11 protein-coding genes are annotated in these 18,150 nt (G+C 62.7%); 3 read left to right on the top strand and 8 right to left on the bottom strand.

The window, feature by feature from the left end; translation table 11 throughout:
• Window positions 1-3,897, bottom strand: coding sequence for a phosphoribosylformylglycinamidine synthase (purL, locus tag ACNFCH_RS04685; RefSeq protein ID WP_337158869.1), 3,897 nt, complete (start codon window positions 3,895-3,897; stop codon window positions 1-3).
• 275 nt (window positions 3,898-4,172) lie between these two features.
• Here purL and mltF point away from each other — a divergent pair, with 275 nt between their 5' ends.
• Window positions 4,173-5,630 (top strand): membrane-bound lytic murein transglycosylase MltF, encoded by a 1,458-nt coding sequence (mltF, locus tag ACNFCH_RS04690; RefSeq protein ID WP_196162842.1) that lies wholly within the window; start codon window positions 4,173-4,175, stop codon window positions 5,628-5,630.
• An 88-nt stretch (window positions 5,631-5,718) separates the two neighbouring features.
• Here the strand turns inward: mltF and tadA are convergent, their stop codons facing one another.
• The 7 genes from tadA to ACNFCH_RS04725 all read right to left on the bottom strand — a co-directional run bounded on the left by tadA (window position 5,719) and on the right by ACNFCH_RS04725 (window position 15,746).
• Window positions 5,719-6,198 carry a tRNA adenosine(34) deaminase TadA gene (tadA, locus tag ACNFCH_RS04695; RefSeq protein WP_337158868.1) on the bottom strand — a complete coding sequence of 160 codons (480 nt, stop codon included), beginning with the start codon at window positions 6,196-6,198 and terminating at the stop codon, window positions 5,719-5,721.
• Window positions 6,198-7,580, bottom strand: coding sequence for a multicopper oxidase family protein (locus ACNFCH_RS04700; RefSeq protein WP_337158867.1), 1,383 nt, complete (start codon window positions 7,578-7,580; stop codon window positions 6,198-6,200). Before ACNFCH_RS04700 ends, tadA begins: the two co-directional genes overlap by 1 nt.
• Window positions 7,581-7,751: 171 nt before the next feature.
• Window positions 7,752-10,997, bottom strand: coding sequence for a dermonecrotic toxin domain-containing protein (locus ACNFCH_RS04705; RefSeq protein ID WP_416742354.1), 3,246 nt, complete (start codon window positions 10,995-10,997; stop codon window positions 7,752-7,754).
• A 177-nt stretch (window positions 10,998-11,174) separates the two neighbouring features.
• Window positions 11,175-12,752 (bottom strand): glutamine-hydrolyzing GMP synthase, encoded by a 1,578-nt coding sequence (guaA, locus tag ACNFCH_RS04710; protein ID WP_337158865.1) that lies wholly within the window; start codon window positions 12,750-12,752, stop codon window positions 11,175-11,177.
• 78 nt (window positions 12,753-12,830) lie between these two features.
• Window positions 12,831-14,300, bottom strand: coding sequence for an IMP dehydrogenase (gene guaB, locus ACNFCH_RS04715; RefSeq protein ID WP_070093173.1), 1,470 nt, complete (start codon window positions 14,298-14,300; stop codon window positions 12,831-12,833).
• Window positions 14,301-14,386: 86 nt separating this feature from the next.
• Window positions 14,387-14,944: a sugar ABC transporter ATPase gene (locus ACNFCH_RS04720; protein WP_416742355.1), complete on the bottom strand. Its 558-nt coding sequence runs from the start codon at window positions 14,942-14,944 to the stop codon at window positions 14,387-14,389.
• Between the two features lie 46 nt (window positions 14,945-14,990).
• Window positions 14,991-15,746, bottom strand: a complete 756-nt coding sequence (locus ACNFCH_RS04725; protein ID WP_416742356.1) for a sulfite exporter TauE/SafE family protein — start codon at window positions 15,744-15,746, stop codon at window positions 14,991-14,993.
• A 97-nt stretch (window positions 15,747-15,843) separates the two neighbouring features.
• On the opposite strand from ACNFCH_RS04725, the gene ACNFCH_RS04730 reads away from it, so the two are divergent.
• Both ACNFCH_RS04730 and xseA read left to right on the top strand, forming a co-directional pair.
• A complete protein-coding gene (locus tag ACNFCH_RS04730; protein WP_337158863.1) occupies window positions 15,844-16,749 on the top strand; it encodes a LysR family transcriptional regulator in 906 nt (301 codons plus the stop codon).
• Between the two features lie 20 nt (window positions 16,750-16,769).
• Window positions 16,770-18,149, top strand: a complete 1,380-nt coding sequence (gene xseA, locus ACNFCH_RS04735; RefSeq protein WP_337158862.1) for an exodeoxyribonuclease VII large subunit — start codon at window positions 16,770-16,772, stop codon at window positions 18,147-18,149.
• Window position 18,150: the final 1 nt, after the last annotated feature.

Genomic DNA, 18,150 nt, shown 5'->3' on the forward strand with positions numbered 1-18,150 from the left:
TTAGTTCACCCAGACGCGCGCATTGCGGAACATGCGCATCCAGGCACCGTCTTCCTGCCACTCGTCCGGACGCCAGGAGTTCTGCACGGCACGGAACACACGCTCAGGGTGCGGCATCATGATGGTCACGCGACCGTCGCGGCTGGTGAGACCGGTGATACCACGCGGCGAGCCGTTCGGGTTGGCCGGATAGGCCTCGGTGACCTTGCCGTGGTTGTCGACGAAGCGCAGGGCCACGCAACCAGACAGGTCGGCTTCCAGCAGGGCTTCTTCGCTGGCGAACTCGGCATGGCCTTCACCGTGGGCGATAGCGATCGGCATGTGCGAACCGGCCATGCCCTGCAGGAAGATCGAGTTGGACTTCTGCACCTCGACCATCGCCACGCGCGCCTCGAACTGCTCCGAGCGGTTGCGCACGAAGTGCGGCCAGTACTCGGTGCCCGGGATCAGCTCGTGCAGGTTGGACATCATCTGGCAACCGTTGCACACGCCCAGGGCGAAGCTGTCGTTGCGCTCGAAGAATGCCTGGAAGGCTTCACGGGCGCGGCTGTTGAACAGCGCTGACTTGGCCCAGCCCTCACCGGCGCCCAGTACGTCACCGTAGGAGAAGCCGCCGCAGGCCACCAGGCCCTTGAAGGCTTCGAAGTCGACGCGACCGGCGAGAATATCGCTCATGTGCACGTCGATGGCGGCAAAGCCTGCGCGGTCGAAGGCGGCAGCCATCTCGACCTGGCCGTTGACGCCCTGCTCACGCAGGATGGCCACTTGCGGGCGCACACCCTTCTTGATGTAGGGCGCAGCGATGTCGTCGTTGACATCGAAGCCCAGCTTGACCGACAGGCCTGGGTTCTCTTCTTCCAGCAGAACGTCGAATTCCTGATCGGCGCAGTCGGCGTTGTCGCGCAGACGCTGGATCTGGTAGCTGGTCTCGGCCCACTGACGCTGCAGCAGACGACGCTGGTCGTCGAACAGCACTTCGCCGTTCAGGCTGATGGACACTTCGCCGTTGTTGACCGGCTTGCCGATCACCGCGACGCAGTCGTCCAGGCCTGCGGCACTGAACTGTGCCAGCACGTCCGGGGTGGCGTCCTGGCGAACCTGGATCACCGCACCGAGCTCTTCGTTGAAGAGGATGGCCGGCACTTCACCGCGGCTGTCGGTCAGCGGGTCGAGGTGCAGGTCCAGGCCACAGTGGCCGGCAAAGGCCATTTCCAGCACGCTGACCAGCAGGCCGCCGTCGGAACGGTCGTGGTAGGCCAGCAGGTGGCCGTCGGCGTTCAGGCCCTGGATGACCGCGAAGAAGGCCTTGAGGTCTTCGGCATCATCGACGTCCGGCGCCTGGGCGCCGAGCTTGCCGAAGGTCTGTGCCAGGATCGAGGCGCCCATGCGGTTCTTGCCGCGGCCCAGGTCGATCAGGATCAGATCAGTCTCGCCCTTGTCCATGCGCAGTTGCGGGGTCAGGGTGTCACGGATGTCGACCACCGGGGCGAAGCCGCTGACGATCAGCGACATCGGGGCGGTGACGCTCTTCTCGACGCCGTCCTCGCTCCACTTGGTCTTCATCGACATGGAGTCCTTGCCGACCGGAATGGTCAGGCCCAACTCAGGGCACAGCTCCATGCCGACCGCCTTGACGGTGTCGTACAGACGCGCGTCTTCACCTGGGTGACCGGCTGCGGACATCCAGTTGGCCGACAGTTTGATGTCGGACAGCTTCTCGATACGGGCACCGGCCAGGTTGGTCAGCACCTCGCCGATGGCCATGCGACCGGAGGCCGGGGCATCGAGCAGTGCCAGCGGGGTGCGCTCGCCCATGGCCATGGCTTCACCGGTGTAGACGTCGAAGCTGGTGGCGGTGACGGCGCAGTCGGCCACCGGAACCTGCCACGGACCGACCATTTGGTCGCGGGCGACCAGGCCGGTGATGGTGCGATCACCGATGGTGATCAGGAAACTCTTGCTGGCGACAGCCGGGTGATGCAGGACGCGCTCGACGGCGTTGTCCAGATCCAGCGCGCTCGGGTCGAAGTCATCGCCCAGCTCGGCTTCGCGGGTGACCGACCGGTGCATGCGCGGCGGCTTGCCCAACAGCACGTCCAGCGGCATGTCCACCGGGGTGTTGTCGAAATGGCTGTCGGTGACGGTGAGGTGTTTTTCCTCGGTGGCTTCGCCAACCACGGCGAACGGGCAACGCTCGCGCTCGCAGATGGCCTTGAAGCGCTCGAAGTCCTCGGCGCTGACCGCCAGCACGTAACGCTCCTGGGACTCGTTGCTCCAGATCTCGTGCGGGGCCATGCCCGGCTCGTCGTTGGGCACGTTGCGCAGTTCGAAACGGCCACCACGACCACCGTCGTTGACCAGCTCGGGGAAGGCGTTGGAAATACCGCCGGCGCCAACGTCGTGAATGAAAGCGATCGGGTTCTTGTCGCCCAGCTGCCAGCAGCGGTCGATGACCTCCTGGCAACGGCGTTCCATTTCAGGGTTTTCGCGCTGTACCGAGGCGAAGTCCAGGTCCGCGGAGCTGGCGCCGGTGGCAACCGACGAAGCCGCGCCGCCGCCCAGGCCGATCAGCATGGCTGGGCCACCGAGCACGATCAGCTTGGCGCCGACCGTGATCTCGCCCTTCTGCACGTGATCTTCACGGATATTGCCCATGCCGCCAGCGAGCATGATCGGCTTGTGGTAGCCACGCACTTCTTCACCACGCGGGGTGTCGATGGCCTGCTCGAAGGTACGGAAGTAGCCGGTCAGGGCCGGACGGCCGAACTCGTTGTTGAACGCGGCGCCGCCCAGGGGGCCTTCGACCATGATATCGAGGGCGTCGACGATGCGGCCCGGCTTGCCATAGGCCTGCTCCCACGGCTGTTCGAAGCCCGGGATGCGCAGGTTGGAAACGGTGAAGCCGGTCAGGCCGGCCTTGGGCTTGGCGCCACGACCGGTCGCGCCTTCGTCGCGGATCTCGCCGCCGGAGCCGGTGGAGGCGCCGGAGAACGGGGCGATGGCGGTCGGGTGGTTGTGGGTCTCGACCTTCATCAGGATGTGCACCGGCTCCTGCACCGCGCCGTACTGACGGGTTTCAGGGTTCGGGAAGAAGCGGCCCGCCACGTTGCCTACGATGACCGAGGCGTTGTCCTTGTATGCGGACAGCACGCCTTCGCTGTGCATCTGGTAGGTGTTCTTGATCATGCCGAACAGGCTCTTTTCCTGAGCCTGGCCGTCGATGTCCCAACTGGCGTTGAAGATCTTGTGGCGGCAGTGTTCGGAGTTGGCCTGGGCGAACATCATCAGTTCGATGTCGTTCGGGTTGCGCTTGAGGCCCTGGAAGGCATTGACCAGGTAGTCGATCTCGTCTTCGGCCAGGGCCAGGCCCAGGTCGATGTTGGCCTGGGCCAGCGCGGCGCGGCCACCACCGAGGATGTCCACGGAGGTCATCGGCTTGGGCTGGGCATGGCTGAACAGGTCCGCGGCGTCTTCCAGACGGGCCAGCACGCGCTGGGTCATGCGGTCGTGCAGCTCGGCGGCGATCAGCGCGGCGTCGGCATCGGAGAGCTCACCGGCGACGTAGTAGGCGATACCGCGCTCCAGGCGCTGGATGCTCTGCAGGCCGCAGTTGTGAGCGATGTCGCTGGCCTTGCTGGCCCAGGGCGAAATGGTGCCCAGGCGCGGGACCACCAGGAACAGGCGACCGGCCGGCTCCTGGACCGGAACGCTCGGACCGTATTTGAGCAGACGCCCCAGCACCTGCTGCTGGTCGGCGGTCAGCTCGCCATCGACATCGGCGAAGTGGGCGAATTCGGCATACAAACCAGTAACAGCGGGGACTTTCTGGCTCAGTTGCTCGAGTAACTTACCGTGGCGGAAGGCAGAAAGGGCAGGAGCGCCGCGCAGGATCAACATCGTCGGGACAGCCTCAGGAAGGGGTGTGCTTAGAGGCCGTGCATTCTAGCCTAATTCGCAGACTTTCGGCACCCGCTCTAAGCCAATGCTGCCGGGCGGCGGAACCGGACTTCGGGGTCAGAAATGCAGCTTCGAGCTGCAAGCCTCGAGCACAAAGAAAATGCAGGCCGCCACGGTCTGCTTTTCGCTTATCGCTTGCCGCTTGAATCAACTAGCAGACCTGCCAACCATTGTCGAGATATGGCGGGGCCGGTCCTTTGCGTATACTGCAACCTATGTTCGCCCTCACTGCTTTGCGCCAGCGCTGCGCCAGATGGCTCTTCGCAACCGGACTCTTCCTGCTGCTCGGTGCCTGTGTTGAAAAACCCAGCACCCTCGAGCGCGTCAAGGAGGACGGTGTGCTGCGCGTGATAACCCGCAACAGTCCGGCCACCTATTTCCAGGACCGCAACGGTGAAACCGGCTTCGAATACGAGCTGGTCAAGCGTTTCGCCGACGACCTGGGCGTGAAGCTCGAGATCGAGACCGCCGACAGCCTCGATGAACTGTTCGACCAGTTGGGCAAGCCGTCCGGCCCGGTGCTGGCCGCCGCCGGGTTGGTCAGCAGCGAAAAACGCAAGACCCAGGCGAGATTCTCCCACCCCTATCTGGAGGTGACCCCGCAGGTCATCTACCGCAATGGCCGCTCACGCCCCACCAACGTCAAGGGGCTCATCGGCAAGAAGATCATGGTGCTCAAGGGCAGCAGCCACGCCGATCAACTGGCCGAACTGAAAAAGCAGAACCCTGCCCTGGAATACGAAGAGTCCGACGCGGTCGAGGTCGTTGACCTCCTGCGCATGGTCGATGAAGGTCAGATCGACCTGACCCTGGTGGATTCCAACGAACTGGCCATGAACCAGGTCTACTTCCCCAATGTCCGGGTGGCCTTCGACCTCGGCGATTCCCGCGATCAACGCTGGGCGGTCGCCGCTGGCGAGGACAACAGCCTGCTCAACGAGGTCAACGAGTTTCTCGACAAGTCGCAGAAGAACGGCACCCTTCAGCGCCTGAAGGATCGCTACTACGGCCATGTCGACGTCCTCGGCTATGTGGGCGCCTACACGTTCGCCCAGCACCTGCAGCAGCGCCTGCCCAAGTACGAGAAGCACTTTCGCGCCACCGCCAAGACCGAGCAGGTGGACTGGCGCCTGCTGGCCGCGATCGGTTATCAGGAGTCCATGTGGCAGCCGGAGGTCACCTCCAAGACCGGCGTACGCGGCCTGATGATGCTGACCCAACGCACTGCCCAGGCCATGGGCGTGTCCAATCGCCTGGACCCGAAACAGAGCATCCAGGGCGGTGCCAAGTACTTCATGGTGGTCAAGGACCAGCTCGACGAGAGCATCAAAGAGCCCGATCGCACCTGGTTCGCCCTGGCCGCCTACAACGTCGGCAGCGGCCACTTGGACGATGCCCGCATGCTGGCCAAGCGCGAAGGCCTGAACCCGAACAAATGGCTTGACGTGAAGAAGATGCTGCCGCGCCTGTCGCAAAAGCAGTGGTACCGCAAGACGCGCTACGGCTACGCCCGCGGCGGCGAGCCGGTGCACTTCGTGGCCAACATCCGCCGCTACTACGACATCCTCACCTGGGTGACCCAGCCGCAGCTCGAAGGCCAGGTGGCCGAAGGCAATCTGCACGTGCCGGGGGTCAACAAGGACAAGCCGGCCGAACAGCCATCACCGATGTAATCAAAAGCACACCGCAGTACCTGAGCGGCCTTGCACCGCGATCGGATGCGAAGCGGCCGTAAATCGGTGCCCCACACCGACCAGAGCATCACCCCTTGGCCCGTCTGGCCTTGAAGAAGTCGCTCAGGATCTGCCCACACGCCTCGGCCAGCACCCCTCCTTCGAACATCACCCGGTGGTTCAGGAAACCCTGGGTAAAGAACTGCCCTTGGCTCTGCACGATCCCGGCCTTGGGCTCCAGCGCGCCATAAACCACCCGGGCAATGCGCGAATGCACGATCAGCCCCGCACACATGCTGCATGGCTCCAACGTCACGTACAGCGTGCTGCCGGGCAGCCGGTAGTTGCTGGCGGCCTTCGCGGCAGCACGAATGGCCACCATTTCGGCGTGCGCACTGGGATCGCTGTCGGTGATCGGACGGTTGAAGCCCTGCCCGATGACCTGGCCATGCTGCACCAGCACCGCGCCAACCGGCACCTCGCCCATGGCCGCCCCCTGTGCGGCGAGGACCAGGGCCATTTGCATGAATTCCTGATCGCGGCTGCGATCGATGATTTGCGGACGCATCAGACCACCGCGATCGCGGCCATCAGGCCGGTTTCCATGTGATCGATCACATGGCAATGGAACATCCAGGTACCCGGGTTATCGGCCACCAGCGCCACCTGGGCACGTTCGTTCTTGCCCAGCAGGTAGGTGTCGGTGAACCAAGGCTCGACGATCTTCCGGCGATTTGAAGCGATCACCTTGAAACTCATGCCATGCAGGTGAATCGGGTGCTGGTACTGGGTCATGTTCTTGAATTCGAAGATGTAGCTCTTGCCCTTCTTGAGCGTGGCGATCGGGCGATCGGCACAAGTCTTGTCGGTGATGTCCCAAGCTTGGCCATTGATCTGCCACAGGCTTGGCGGTCGACCATTCTCGGTACCCACCGACACTTTGCCAGCCCATTCGAAATTGAAGTTGAGCTTCTCGGCATTCTCCATGTCCGGTTCGGCGATGGGATTGGCCGGCAGCGCCTTGGGCCAGTCGCCCGGCGCCTCGTTGCTGGCGACCGAACGCAAGGTCCCCAACCGCACGAAGCCGTCACGCAAGGAAACCTCCTCGCCCGCCTCGGGAATGCGGATCGCCAGGCAGATACGCATGCCTGGGCCGAGCCAGTAGTCGTCCTCCAGCACCCGCGGCGTGACGGGGTTGCCATCGAGTGCATACACCCGCGCCTCACAGTTGCCTTTGAGGTTGATGCGGTAGGTCCAGGTGTTGTCCAGGTTCAGCAGGCGTACCCGCACCACCTGGCCCGCCGGCAGTTCCGTGACCGAGTCGGCCTGGCCATTGATGGTGATCAAGCGCCCGGCCGTACCATTACGTGCAGCTTCGCGGGGAATGCTGAACGGCAACCAGGCGCCCTGCTCGTCCACATGCCAGTTTTTCAGGCTCAAGGTGCGCTCATGCCGGAAACCCGTAGGCTCGCGCTCCTCGACGATCAGCGGGCCGACCAAGCCACGCCCCAGCTCTTCAGAGCTGCTGACGTGCGGGTGATACCAGTAGCTGCCGGCATCGGGCACGCGGAACTTGTAGTCGAAGAACTCGCCTGGCTTGACCGGCAATTGCGAGACGAAGGGCACGCCGTCCATTTCCAGCGGCAGGCGAATGCCATGCCAGTGGATGGTCGTCTCCACCGGCAGGTGGTTGATGAAACGCACCCGCAGCCAGGTCCCCTGGCGCACCCGCAACTCAGTCCCTGGCGCCGATGGGCCAAAGGCCCAAGCCTCGGTCTTGAACCCCGGCACCAGCTCGACCTCCAGCGGGGCGGCGATCAGCTCATAGTCGTGTCCGGCGTTCTCGTCCTCGACTTTGCCCAGCCAGTAACGTGCCGCGCCCCCGGCGCCCAGACCAACCACCACCAGGCCGGTCAGGCCCTTGAGCATTTGTCGACGGGTAAAGGACATCGGTGCGGGTACCTCGTTTCTGCGCAATCAGTCTGCCAGCAGTGCTGGCAATGAAGGGCGAATACGATACACCCGCAATTGAGAAAGATTAAGTGAAGTCTTGTGCCGGCGGCTGGATCACCTTGTCGCAGCGTCGAACGCGCAGAAGGGCATCCAGCCGAAGCCCCCTCCTCAGTGGCTCGCCTGCACCGCCGTCGAAGTCCAGGAGTTCTCCGCCCCAGCACGGATTTTCAACCGTCTGCCGAAGGGGGCGTAGAAGTCGATAGCCGCATCTCGAAATTCGAGATACGTCAGAGAGCGCATCCCGGCTCTAGGCTTCAAGACATCGTCCAGCAGGTCGGCGTAATCCGGACGCAAGCGCTTGAGCGTGTCGAGGAACATTTGCGGACCACTGATTGCAAAGATCTTGCGCATATAGGGATTGGTCCCGTCAGCGCCGACTGTACGCGAACCTTCCAACTCACGTAGCGCGTCGATCTCATTAATCCAGCGTCGATAGGCCGCCTGCTGGATCTCCTGCAGGACAGGGTTCCCGGCGTGACTTGCAAAGTGGCTGTTGCCTGGGCCGTAAAAGCCCATTCTCGGTGACGAAACCGCCCCGCCCGTCAAAACGTCATCCGGGCCAGCGTTGAGCTCGGCCGCTTCAAACGACTCCACCATGACGTCGTCACAATCCATGTAGATGCCGCCGTATTCGTGAATCAGGCGATACCTCAAGATATCCGAGGCGGCCGCCAGGTTTTGCCCCTGGCCACTGCGAAAGTAACGATAAGGCACCACCGTCTCATCATCGGTGAGAAACCTGGAGAAAAAAGGCTCGTCCCCCAGCTCTGAAACCGCCATGTTGGGAAACTCAGCGAACGCTTGCTTCAATCGATCCAATTCACCGGTGAAGGCTGCGTTGTCGACGTCCAGATGCAAGGTGAACTTCAAGCTGGGATTTGCACGAATGTTCGCCTTCATCGTTTCAATCAATCCGGCCCTGGGCCCCTGCGCCCCCAACCAGATCTGATGAACTTCCCGGTTGATTGCCCGAGCTTCCTGCGAGATGCCTGGGATACGCGGAAAGGTGTAGATCTCATAACGTACGCCGTACCGAAGCGATGACCTGGCCGCTAGAAACGACTTCACACTGCCCTGCTTCCAGACGCCTTTATTGTTCAACCAGTGGACCTTCCCATCGTAGGATTTCCACCCCCCGATATCGGCATCGAAGGTGACACGCGTGCCCTTGGCGGTGTTCATGGCGTAGTACGTGTCTATCTGCTGTTCCTCTTCGAAGGCGGGACGTATTTCAATACCGTCCATGGGCACTTCGATCTGCACCGGAGGGTGTGCTCGCACTAAGGTGATGCCCGGTTTGACAACGTCCGGCATGGGCTCAGCTTCCGGCACGACGTCGATAAAACTCTCGCCACCGCGCAGGCCAGGTTTGACATCGATATCAGAGTAAAACCCCTTCAGTCGCTTGAGGTAAGGGCCTTCGATATTCGCCTCGTTTGCAGAAATGATTCTGTACTGCCCTGCGCGCTCGATACGTTCGACACGGTACAACTTGGCATGCACCCGCGCGTACCGCGTGATTGCGCCAGAGGCTTCGTCGGTTTCCTGATAGACAGCACCGAAATCATCCACCACCCATTTGCCGCCATCGCCCAGCGGCGCGTTGTACTCGAACTTGGCAAGTTCCTCACGCAATTGGGGTGACAGCGAGCGAAGGCCGTCAGGCTCGATACCAAAGGCTTTCACACGGTCAAAGGTTTGGGCGTGGAGCTTCGCACGCGCCTGCCTTTGCGCCTCCTCATGTTCGCGACGCACCCTTCGCTCATCGGTCGACTCACTGGCATGCTCTTCCCGCTGACTGGCAAGCTCTTGCTCCAGCTGTTCCGTGGTGGCGGCATTTTCCAGCTGTTGCTGGGGGGTGAGCGTACTTGCCTTTTGTCCGATTTCGTCCGCCGCGCCTGGAGCGACCGTCTCTCCTACCCGCGCCGCAGCGCCTGCCGACTTGGCAATCTCAAGGGTGGCTGGCACGGCGTTGAGAATGCCAAAGATGATGCGACGTTTGCCTTGCGCCTGATCCTCGACGGTACCGTTGGCGACTTCATCGGCTCCCAAGCCGATCAGCGCAGCAGACATCGCTGCTACAGGCAGCCAGAGAGCCGGTACTGCCATCGCGACAATACTCGTGACGGTCAAGGCAGTAGACAACACCTCCCCGGCGAGCGCTTGATTGTAAGCAGCACGGCTTCGAATCAGCCGCAAGGCATCGGACTGCAGGCGGCTTTTCAGATTGTTTTTGAAGTGCGTGAACGGCCAAGGACGAATAGCGGGGCCCAGGGTAATTTCATCGTGCGGATTCCAGCGGGAGTAATTGCCCACATGCCAAGAGGGAAAAGCCCCCAGCCCCAACAGCACGGTCTTGAGGCCCGACACGAATATCCCGTCCGGGTCGTCTTCAGCCTTGAAATGCCCTTCCAGGACCGTGCGCCGCTGAGTGAACCTGCACTGCAGGGCAAACCAGTCGCAAAACGCCGGCATGTCCTCAAAGCCGTGCAGCGGGGAGGAATTCCCGGGGATATACACCACTAGCCGGCCAGACTGTTCATCCTTGAAAACGACGATGTCGCTGGCTGTATAGCGATAAACCAGCAGTTCACGAATGCTGACGACCTGTTGATCCAGAGCACCTTGCTCGAAGACCTGGTAAGTCAGCGTTTCCCAAGCGCTGGATGCGGGCAGCCCCATAGCCTTGAGCACCATTTGCTTGTCACCGAGCGTCAGCGACCCTTCTTCATACTGGACAAAGGCGGCCCTTAGAATGGAGGCTTTGATCAGCAGGTTGTAGCCACGCTCGTGAGCGCGCCAGAAGTTCTTCAAATGCCTCTGGTATTTCGCCTGCAGATCCACCTGCCAGGCGAAGTGCTTGAATGACTTCGGGTCCAGGCGGACCTGGGTATCGCTTGAAAAGCGCTGAGGCGTGGTTTTGCGATAGATGGCTTCGTAGGCGAAACAATCATCCAGTGCAAGCGGCTCTTCGGCGATGACCGTGGGATAACCTTCGAGCCTGAAGTCCTCCAGTGTTCCAAGATGGCTGAAGAGGCTGCCATCACCCTGTTGCTGCCAATTGCGCATCAGAGCGTCGGTCAACGTCATGGACGATGCGATGTTCGCGCGTTGATCGCCCTGATCCCAGGCATCGATATACAAGGTGGTAATGAACAGCTCGTCTGGGTCGATATCCAACGCCAGCATTTGCAGCACATAGGCCTTGGCCACATCGTGGGCAAATTTGCGAGGCGACGGGTAGTCCACTGCCTGCTGACTCACAAAGTCCTTCAACAAAAAGGGCTCGCCCGCCTCGCGCCTGGAGGCTGTTACTTCGTTAGAGAAATCCTGAAAAATACGTCGTTCGGTCATTTCGGCAGTTCCTTCGCAAGGGGAGCCATAGCATGCGAAGTCTGCCGATTCTGAAAAATCCAACTATTTACCACCTGGCGAGAACTCGCCATCCACCGCGGCGCACCCAACAAAAAGCCCGCAGATATGCGGGCTTTTTGTTGGTGCTTCAGGTGCCAGGTTGCCCTGGCAGTCCGATCATTCCCACTCGATGGTGGCTGGCGGCTTGCTCGATACGTCGTAGGTGACGCGGGAGATGCCGTCGATTTCGTTGATGATACGGCCGCTGACAGTCTCCAGCAGCTCGTAAGGCAGGTGCGCCCAGCGAGCGGTCATGAAGTCCACGGTCTCGACGGCGCGCAGGGCGACGACCCAGGCGTAGCGACGGCCATCACCAACGACACCAACCGACTTGACCGGCTGGAACACCACGAATGCCTGGCTGGTCTTGTGGTACCAGTCGGCCTTGCGCAGCTCTTCGATGAAGATGTGGTCGGCGCGACGCAGGATGTCGGCGTATTCCTTCTTCACTTCACCCAGGATGCGCACGCCCAGGCCTGGGCCCGGGAACGGGTGGCGGTAGACCATGTCGTACGGCAGGCCCAGCTCCAGGCCGATCTTGCGCACTTCGTCCTTGAACAGCTCACGCAATGGCTCGACCAGCTTGAGGTTCATTTCCTCAGGCAGGCCACCGACGTTGTGGTGCGACTTGATCACGTGGGCCTTGCCGCTCTTGGCGCCAGCCGATTCGATCACGTCCGGGTAGATGGTGCCTTGGGCGAGGAACTGGATGTTTTCCAGCTTGCTGGCTTCGGCATCGAACACGTCGATGAAGGTGCGGCCGATGATCTTGCGCTTCTTCTCCGGGTCCGACTCGCCAGCCAGGTTGTCGAGGAACTGCTGCTCAGCATCGGCACGGATCACCTTGACGCCCATGTTCTCTTTGAACATGGCCATGACTTGGTCGCCTTCGTGCAAACGCAGCAGGCCGTTGTCGACGAAGACGCAGGTCAGTTGGTCGCCGATGGCGCGGTGCAGCAGCGCGGCGACCACCGAGGAGTCGACACCGCCGGACAGGCCCAGCAGCACGTTGGCCGAACCGACCTGCTCGCGAACCTGGGCGATGGCGTCTTCAACGATGTTGGACGGGGTCCACAGGGCTTCACAGCCGCAGATGTCCTGAACGAAGCGGGACAGGATGCGACCGCCCTGCTTGGTGTGGGTCACTTCCGGGTGGAACTGCACGCCGTAGTAGCCACGGGTGTCGTCGAACATGCCGGCGATCGGGCAGCTCGGGGTGCTGGCCAGCACGTGGAAGTTGCCTGGCATCTGGGTGACCTTGTCGCCGTGGCTCATCCACACGTCCAGGCCCAGTACGCCGTCATCATCGACGTGGTCTTCGATGCCGTCGAGCAGGCGGCTCTTGCCGACTACGTCAACGCGGGCATAGCCGAACTCGCGCAGGTCGGAACCTTCGACCTTGCCGCCCATCTGCTCGGCCATGGTCTGCATGCCGTAGCAGATGCCCAGCAGCGGAACGTTCAGGTCGAAGACCGCTTGCGGTGCGCGCGGGCTGTTGGCTTCGTGGACCGACTCGGGGCCGCCAGCGAGGATGATGCCGCGCGGATTGAATTCGCGGATCGCTTCATCGTCCATGTCGAACGGGTGCAGTTCGCAGTAGACACCGATCTCGCGCACGCGGCGGGCGATCAACTGGGTGTACTGGGAACCGAAATCGAGGATCAGGATGCGGTGAGCGTGAATGTCGAGGGCCATGACTCAATCTCGTCAGTGGAAATCGGAAACGACGCGGGGCTGTCGTGACAGCCCCGCTAACAGGTATTGCTGGAAGCCTCAGCCTACGCGGTAGTTAGGGGCTTCTTTGGTGATCTGCACGTCATGCACGTGGGACTCGGCCATGCCGGCACCGGTGATGCGCACGAACTCAGGCTTGGTGCGCATCTCTTCGATGGTCGCGCTGCCGGTGTAGCCCATGGAAGAACGCAGGCCACCCATCAGTTGGTGGATGATCGCAGCCAGGGCGCCCTTGTACGGCACACGGCCTTCGATGCCTTCCGGAACCAGCTTCTCGGCGCCGGCCGAGGAGTCCTGGAAGTAACGGTCCGAGGAGCCCTGGGCCTGTGCCATGGCGCCCAACGAGCCCATGCCGCGGTAAGCCTTGTAGGAGCGGCCCTGGAACAGCTCGACCTCACCCGGCGCCTCTTCGGTGCCGGCGAACATCGAACCCATCATGACGCAGGAGGCGCCAGCGACGATGGCCTTGGACAGGTCACCGGAGAAGCGGATGCCACCGTCGGCGATCAGCGGGACGCCAGTGCCTTCCAGAGCGGCGGCGACGTTGGCGATGGCGCTGATCTGCGGCACACCGACGCCGGCGACGATACGGGTGGTGCAAATAGAGCCTGGGCCGATACCGACCTTGACCGCGTCGGCGCCGGCTTCAGCCAGGGCCTTGGCAGCGGCGCCGGTGGCGATGTTGCCGCCGATCACCTGCACTTGCGGGTAGGTCTCCTTGACCCAGCGAACGCGATCGATCACGCCTTTGCTGTGGCCGTGGGCGGTGTCGACCACCACCACGTCAACGCCGGCGGCCACCAGGGCGGCAACGCGCTCGCCGGTGTCCTTGCCAGTACCGACCGCGGCGCCGACACGCAGGCGACCTTGGTCGTCCTTGCTGGCCAGCGGGTAGGCCTTGGCTTTTTCGATGTCCTTGACGGTCATCATGCCCTTGAGGCTGAACTTGTCGTCGACGATCAGGACTTTTTCCAGGCGGTGCTTGTGCAGCAGCTCGCGGACTTCGTTCTTGTTGGCGCCTTCACGCACAGTGACCAGACGCTCTTTGGGCGTCATCACTTCACGTACCTTGGCGTCCAGGCGGCTCTCGAAACGCACGTCACGGGAGGTGACGATACCGACCAGGTCGCCGTTCTCCAGCACCGGAACACCGGAGATGTTGTTCAGGCGGGTCAGGTCGAACAGGTCGCGTACGGTGGCGTCGGCGTCGATGGTGATCGGGTCCTTGACCACGCCGGCCTCGAACTTCTTGACCTTGCGCACTTCGGCAGCCTGCTGCTCGATGGTCATGTTCTTGTGGATGATGCCGATGCCGCCTTCCTGGGCCATGGCGATGGCCAGGCGCGCTTCGGTCACGGTATCCATGGCGGCGGAAACCAGAGGAATGTTCAGCTCGATGCCGCGGGTCAAACGGGTCTTGAGACTGACTTCATTGGGCAGTACCTCGGAATAGCCAGGTACAAGGAGGATATCGTCGAAGGTCAGGGCTTCTTGGCTGATACGCAGCATCGCGGGGGCTCCCGGGCGGGAAAAATGGAAGCGCGCCATTATACTCATCCACGGCGCGCCGCTCAATGCAAAATAAGGGCCTTCGGTCAGCCTTGCGGCAGTTTTACCTGCACCACCGCCACCGGCTGGTCCAGCCAGTCGGCGAAGCTGTCGAGGAAGGCCTGGGTGAACCCGGCCTCGCCCCAGTTGTTGAAGATGAAGCCCAGGTTGGAAAAGGCACACGGCTGCAGGAAGAGAAACCCGTTGATGTCGTCCTCGAAACCACACAGCGGGCATGTGAAGTTGTCGCTCACCCCAGGCATCCACTCCTCCAGGCTCTCGAACAGCGGCTCGCCGACTTCGCGCCGGCACTCTGGGCAGCCTGCCTCTTCGAGAAATCCTTCGGTGGGCGTATAGATGCAGCGCTTGAGCATCACCTCCAGGCCGTTGACCTGCTCACCGAAGGGGAGTCGTTCCGGGTGCAGCGCCACCTTGCGCGCGCCTTTGGCCAAGGCGTAGCCCATGCGATTGCCGGTGCGGCCACAGGTGCTGAGCTGCTCCTCGACGATCTTCTCGCGCACCAGCCAGCGCAGGATCGCCCGAGCGCGGGCTTCGTGAACCGGGACAGTGGAGAGTTTGGGAACGATGATGCTCTGGGTGTTCATGAACGAAACGGGCCTGCGGACTGCGGTAGTGATGAGATTCTACCGCTCAACCACCGAGGTAGCGACCGATCAGCGCCAGCCCGCTGGCCAGCACCAGCCAGGTGACCAAGCGCACGAAGGCCTCCCGGGACAGCTTCACGCTCAAGTGCCGACCTAGCCAGAGCCCGACGGCCATCACTGGTAGCAGGCATGCCGCAAGCCACAACAGATGGGCATCGGCATACGCCCCGGCGATGAGAAACAGCGACAGGCGCACCACCGTGCTACAACTGATCAGCGCACTCTGGGTCGCACGCGCCTGCTCGGTGGAGTCCAGCCGCGCATTGAGGTAGATCGCATAAAGAAAGCCCCCGCTGCCGAACAAGGCGCCGAACAGCCCGCCCGCCGTGCCCATCGGCACGGCCCAGACGCCTGCCAGCCGCGCGGGTCGCACTTTTATCGCCAGGCCATACACGGCATACCCCGTCACGAACAGCCCCATCAGCAGCAACAGAAGGTCTGACTTCAATTGCAGTAGGAAGACCACGCCCAAGGTGCAGCCCACCGCCATGCACGGCAGCAACCTCAACAGCTCGCTACGCGCCACCGCCCTGCGCGAGGGTAACCAGTTGCCGAAGGCTGCCACGAAATCCAGTAGCACCAGCAGCGGGATGATCCGCGACAACGGCATGAAATGAATCAGTATCGGCCCCGCCACCAAGGCCGTGCCGAAGCCGGCAATGCCAAAGACGATGTAGGCGATGCCAACCCCTAGCAGGATGGGCAACCAATCAAGACCGGAAAACGGCAGTTGGGCAAACATGGGCGTGATTCCTGACAAGACGCAGACAGGTTAGCCAGCCATGAGCCATGCCGACTAATATGCCTTTTCGCCCTCAGTCATCTCGAAAAGGCATGCCATGACCTCCATCCGCCAATTGCGCTACTTCGTGGAAATTGCCGAGAACGGCAGCTTCAGCGCGGCTGCCGAGCGGCTGTACATTGCCCAATCGGCCTTGAGCCGCCAGATCAAGGAACTGGAACAGCAGCTTGGCACGCCGCTGTTCGAGCGCACTGCCCGCCAGCCACGCTTGACCGCTGCCGGTCTGGCGTTTCTCGACCGCGCCCGGCACCTGCTGGCTGATCTGGACAAAGCCGAACGCCTGGCCCGGGAGATTGGCCAGGGCTTGCGCGGCAGCCTGCGCCTGAATCACTCCAGCACCGTTCCGTTGACCGGACGGCTGCTCGAGCGTCTGGCCGGCTATCTGGAGGCCAACCCCGGCGTTTCCCTGGAGATCGCTCAGCAATCGTCGGAAGCGCAGTTGGAAGACATCGCCCAAGGACGTCTGGAGATCGGCCTGCTTCGCCTGCCTGTATTGCGCCAACATCAGGACGTGGAGACCCATACCCTGTTCAGCGAACCCTTGCTGCTGGCCGTGGCGGCCGGCCATCCATTGGCAAACGCCACGCAGGTGGACCTGAAGCGATTGCGTGACGAGCGCTTTATCTCCATTCCCCATCGGCAGCGAGGGGGCTTGAGCTATCTGTCCGCTTCGTTGTGCATGAAGGCGGGGTTCTTTCCCCGCGCCGCACAGGTCGTTTCTCGCAAGACCACCCAACTGCAACTGATCCAGGCCGGTTTCGGGGTGGCGCTGTTGCCGGCCTGCATGCGCGACATTGCGCCGGTCTCGGTGCATTTCGTACCGCTGGATGAGCCTTGCCAGAGCACCGTGGCCCTGGCATGTCGACGAGATGCGGGGGACCTGGTGCGCCAGTTCGTCTCGGCGATGCAAGGCTCGAGCGCCAACACAGACAACCAGGCGTGATGTCCTTTATGATGCCCGCCATGATCAGAGACCCCTTCGAACGACTCGGCCTGGACCGCGAAGTCCTCACCGTCAGCCAGCTCAACGGCCGCGCCCGCGTGCTGCTCGAGGACGTGTTCCGCAGCGTCTGGGTGGAAGGCGAGATATCCAACCTCGCCCGCCCAGCCTCCGGGCACATGTATTTCACTCTCAAGGACAGCGGCGCCCAGGTGCGCTGCGCGCTGTTCCGGCAAAACGCCGCGCGTGTGCGCCAGGCCCTGCGCGATGGCCTGGCGGTAAGGGTGCGTGGCAAGGTCTCGCTGTTCGAAGGGCGCGGCGACTACCAACTGATCCTCGACACCGTCGAGCCCGCCGGTGATGGCGCCCTGCGCCTGGCCTTCGAAGCATTGAAGGAAAAGCTCGGCGCCGAAGGCCTGTTCAGCGCCGAACGCAAGCAGCCCCTGCCGGCTCACCCGCGTCGCATCGGCATCATCACCTCCCCCACCGGCGCGGTGATCCGCGACATTATCAGCGTATTCCGCCGCCGGGCCCCGCAGGTGGAACTGAACCTGATCCCCACCGCCGTACAGGGCCGGGAAGCCATCACCCAGATCGTGCGCGCCCTGCGCCTGGCCGACAGCATGGGCTTCGATGCGTTGATCCTGGCACGCGGCGGGGGCTCACTGGAGGACCTCTGGTGCTTCAACGAAGAGGACGTCGCGCGCGCCGTGGCCGCCTGCGTGACGCCCATCGTCAGCGCGGTGGGCCATGAAACCGACGTGTCGATCAGCGACTTCGTCGCCGACGTTCGCGCACCGACGCCGTCGGCGGCCGCCGAACTGCTGGCACCGGACAGCAGCGGCCTGCAGCAGCGCCTGGACGGCCTGCAGCGGCGCCTGTTACTGCGCATGAAAAACCGCCTGGCCCACGATCACCTGCGTCTGGATGGCCTGGCTCGCCGCCTGCGCCATCCCGGCGAGCGCCTACGCCAGCAGGCCCAGCGCCTGGACGACCTGGACATGCGCCTGCGCCGCGCCTTCATGCTCAACATGAACCAGCGCCACGAGCGCCTGGGCCGGCTCGACACACGCCTGGCCGCGCAACATCCGGGTCGCGCGCTCAAGCTGCTTGGCCAGCGCCTGGACAGCCTTGCCGAGCGCCTCCCACGGGCGATGCGTGAAATCCTCAAGGATCGTCGCCAACGCTTCCAGGCCCAGTTGCAGACGCTGCAAGTGGTCAGCCCCCTGGCGACCCTGGCCCGCGGCTACAGCATCCTGCTCGACGAGCGCGGCCAGGCCATCCGCAGCGCCGCCCAGACCCACAACGGCCAACGCCTGACCGCCCGCCTGAACGAAGGCGAGCTCAAGGTGCGGGTCGAGGACAACCACCAGACTCCGGTCACCCTTTCGCTACTGGACTGAC

The organism is Pseudomonas sp. NY15354 (genome assembly GCF_048068075.1).
GTDB lineage: Bacteria > Pseudomonadota > Gammaproteobacteria > Pseudomonadales > Pseudomonadaceae > Aquipseudomonas > Aquipseudomonas guariconensis_C.

What these genes read in the sequence shown, in the direction of transcription:
- purL (WP_337158869.1), bottom strand. Translation starts at nt 3,897, where the DNA reads ATGTTGATCCTGCGCGGCGCTCCTGCCCTTTCTGCCTTCCGCCACGGT.
- mltF (WP_196162842.1), top strand. Translation starts at nt 4,173, where the DNA reads ATGTTCGCCCTCACTGCTTTGCGCCAGCGCTGCGCCAGATGGCTCTTC.
- tadA (WP_337158868.1), bottom strand. Translation starts at nt 6,198, where the DNA reads ATGCGTCCGCAAATCATCGATCGCAGCCGCGATCAGGAATTCATGCAA.
- ACNFCH_RS04700 (WP_337158867.1), bottom strand. Translation starts at nt 7,580, where the DNA reads ATGTCCTTTACCCGTCGACAAATGCTCAAGGGCCTGACCGGCCTGGTG.
- ACNFCH_RS04705 (WP_416742354.1), bottom strand. Translation starts at nt 10,997, where the DNA reads ATGACCGAACGACGTATTTTTCAGGATTTCTCTAACGAAGTAACAGCC.
- guaA (WP_337158865.1), bottom strand. Translation starts at nt 12,752, where the DNA reads ATGGCCCTCGACATTCACGCTCACCGCATCCTGATCCTCGATTTCGGT.
- guaB (WP_070093173.1), bottom strand. Translation starts at nt 14,300, where the DNA reads ATGCTGCGTATCAGCCAAGAAGCCCTGACCTTCGACGATATCCTCCTT.
- ACNFCH_RS04720 (WP_416742355.1), bottom strand. Translation starts at nt 14,944, where the DNA reads ATGAACACCCAGAGCATCATCGTTCCCAAACTCTCCACTGTCCCGGTT.
- ACNFCH_RS04725 (WP_416742356.1), bottom strand. Translation starts at nt 15,746, where the DNA reads ATGTTTGCCCAACTGCCGTTTTCCGGTCTTGATTGGTTGCCCATCCTG.
- ACNFCH_RS04730 (WP_337158863.1), top strand. Translation starts at nt 15,844, where the DNA reads ATGACCTCCATCCGCCAATTGCGCTACTTCGTGGAAATTGCCGAGAAC.
- xseA (WP_337158862.1), top strand. Translation starts at nt 16,770, where the DNA reads ATGATCAGAGACCCCTTCGAACGACTCGGCCTGGACCGCGAAGTCCTC.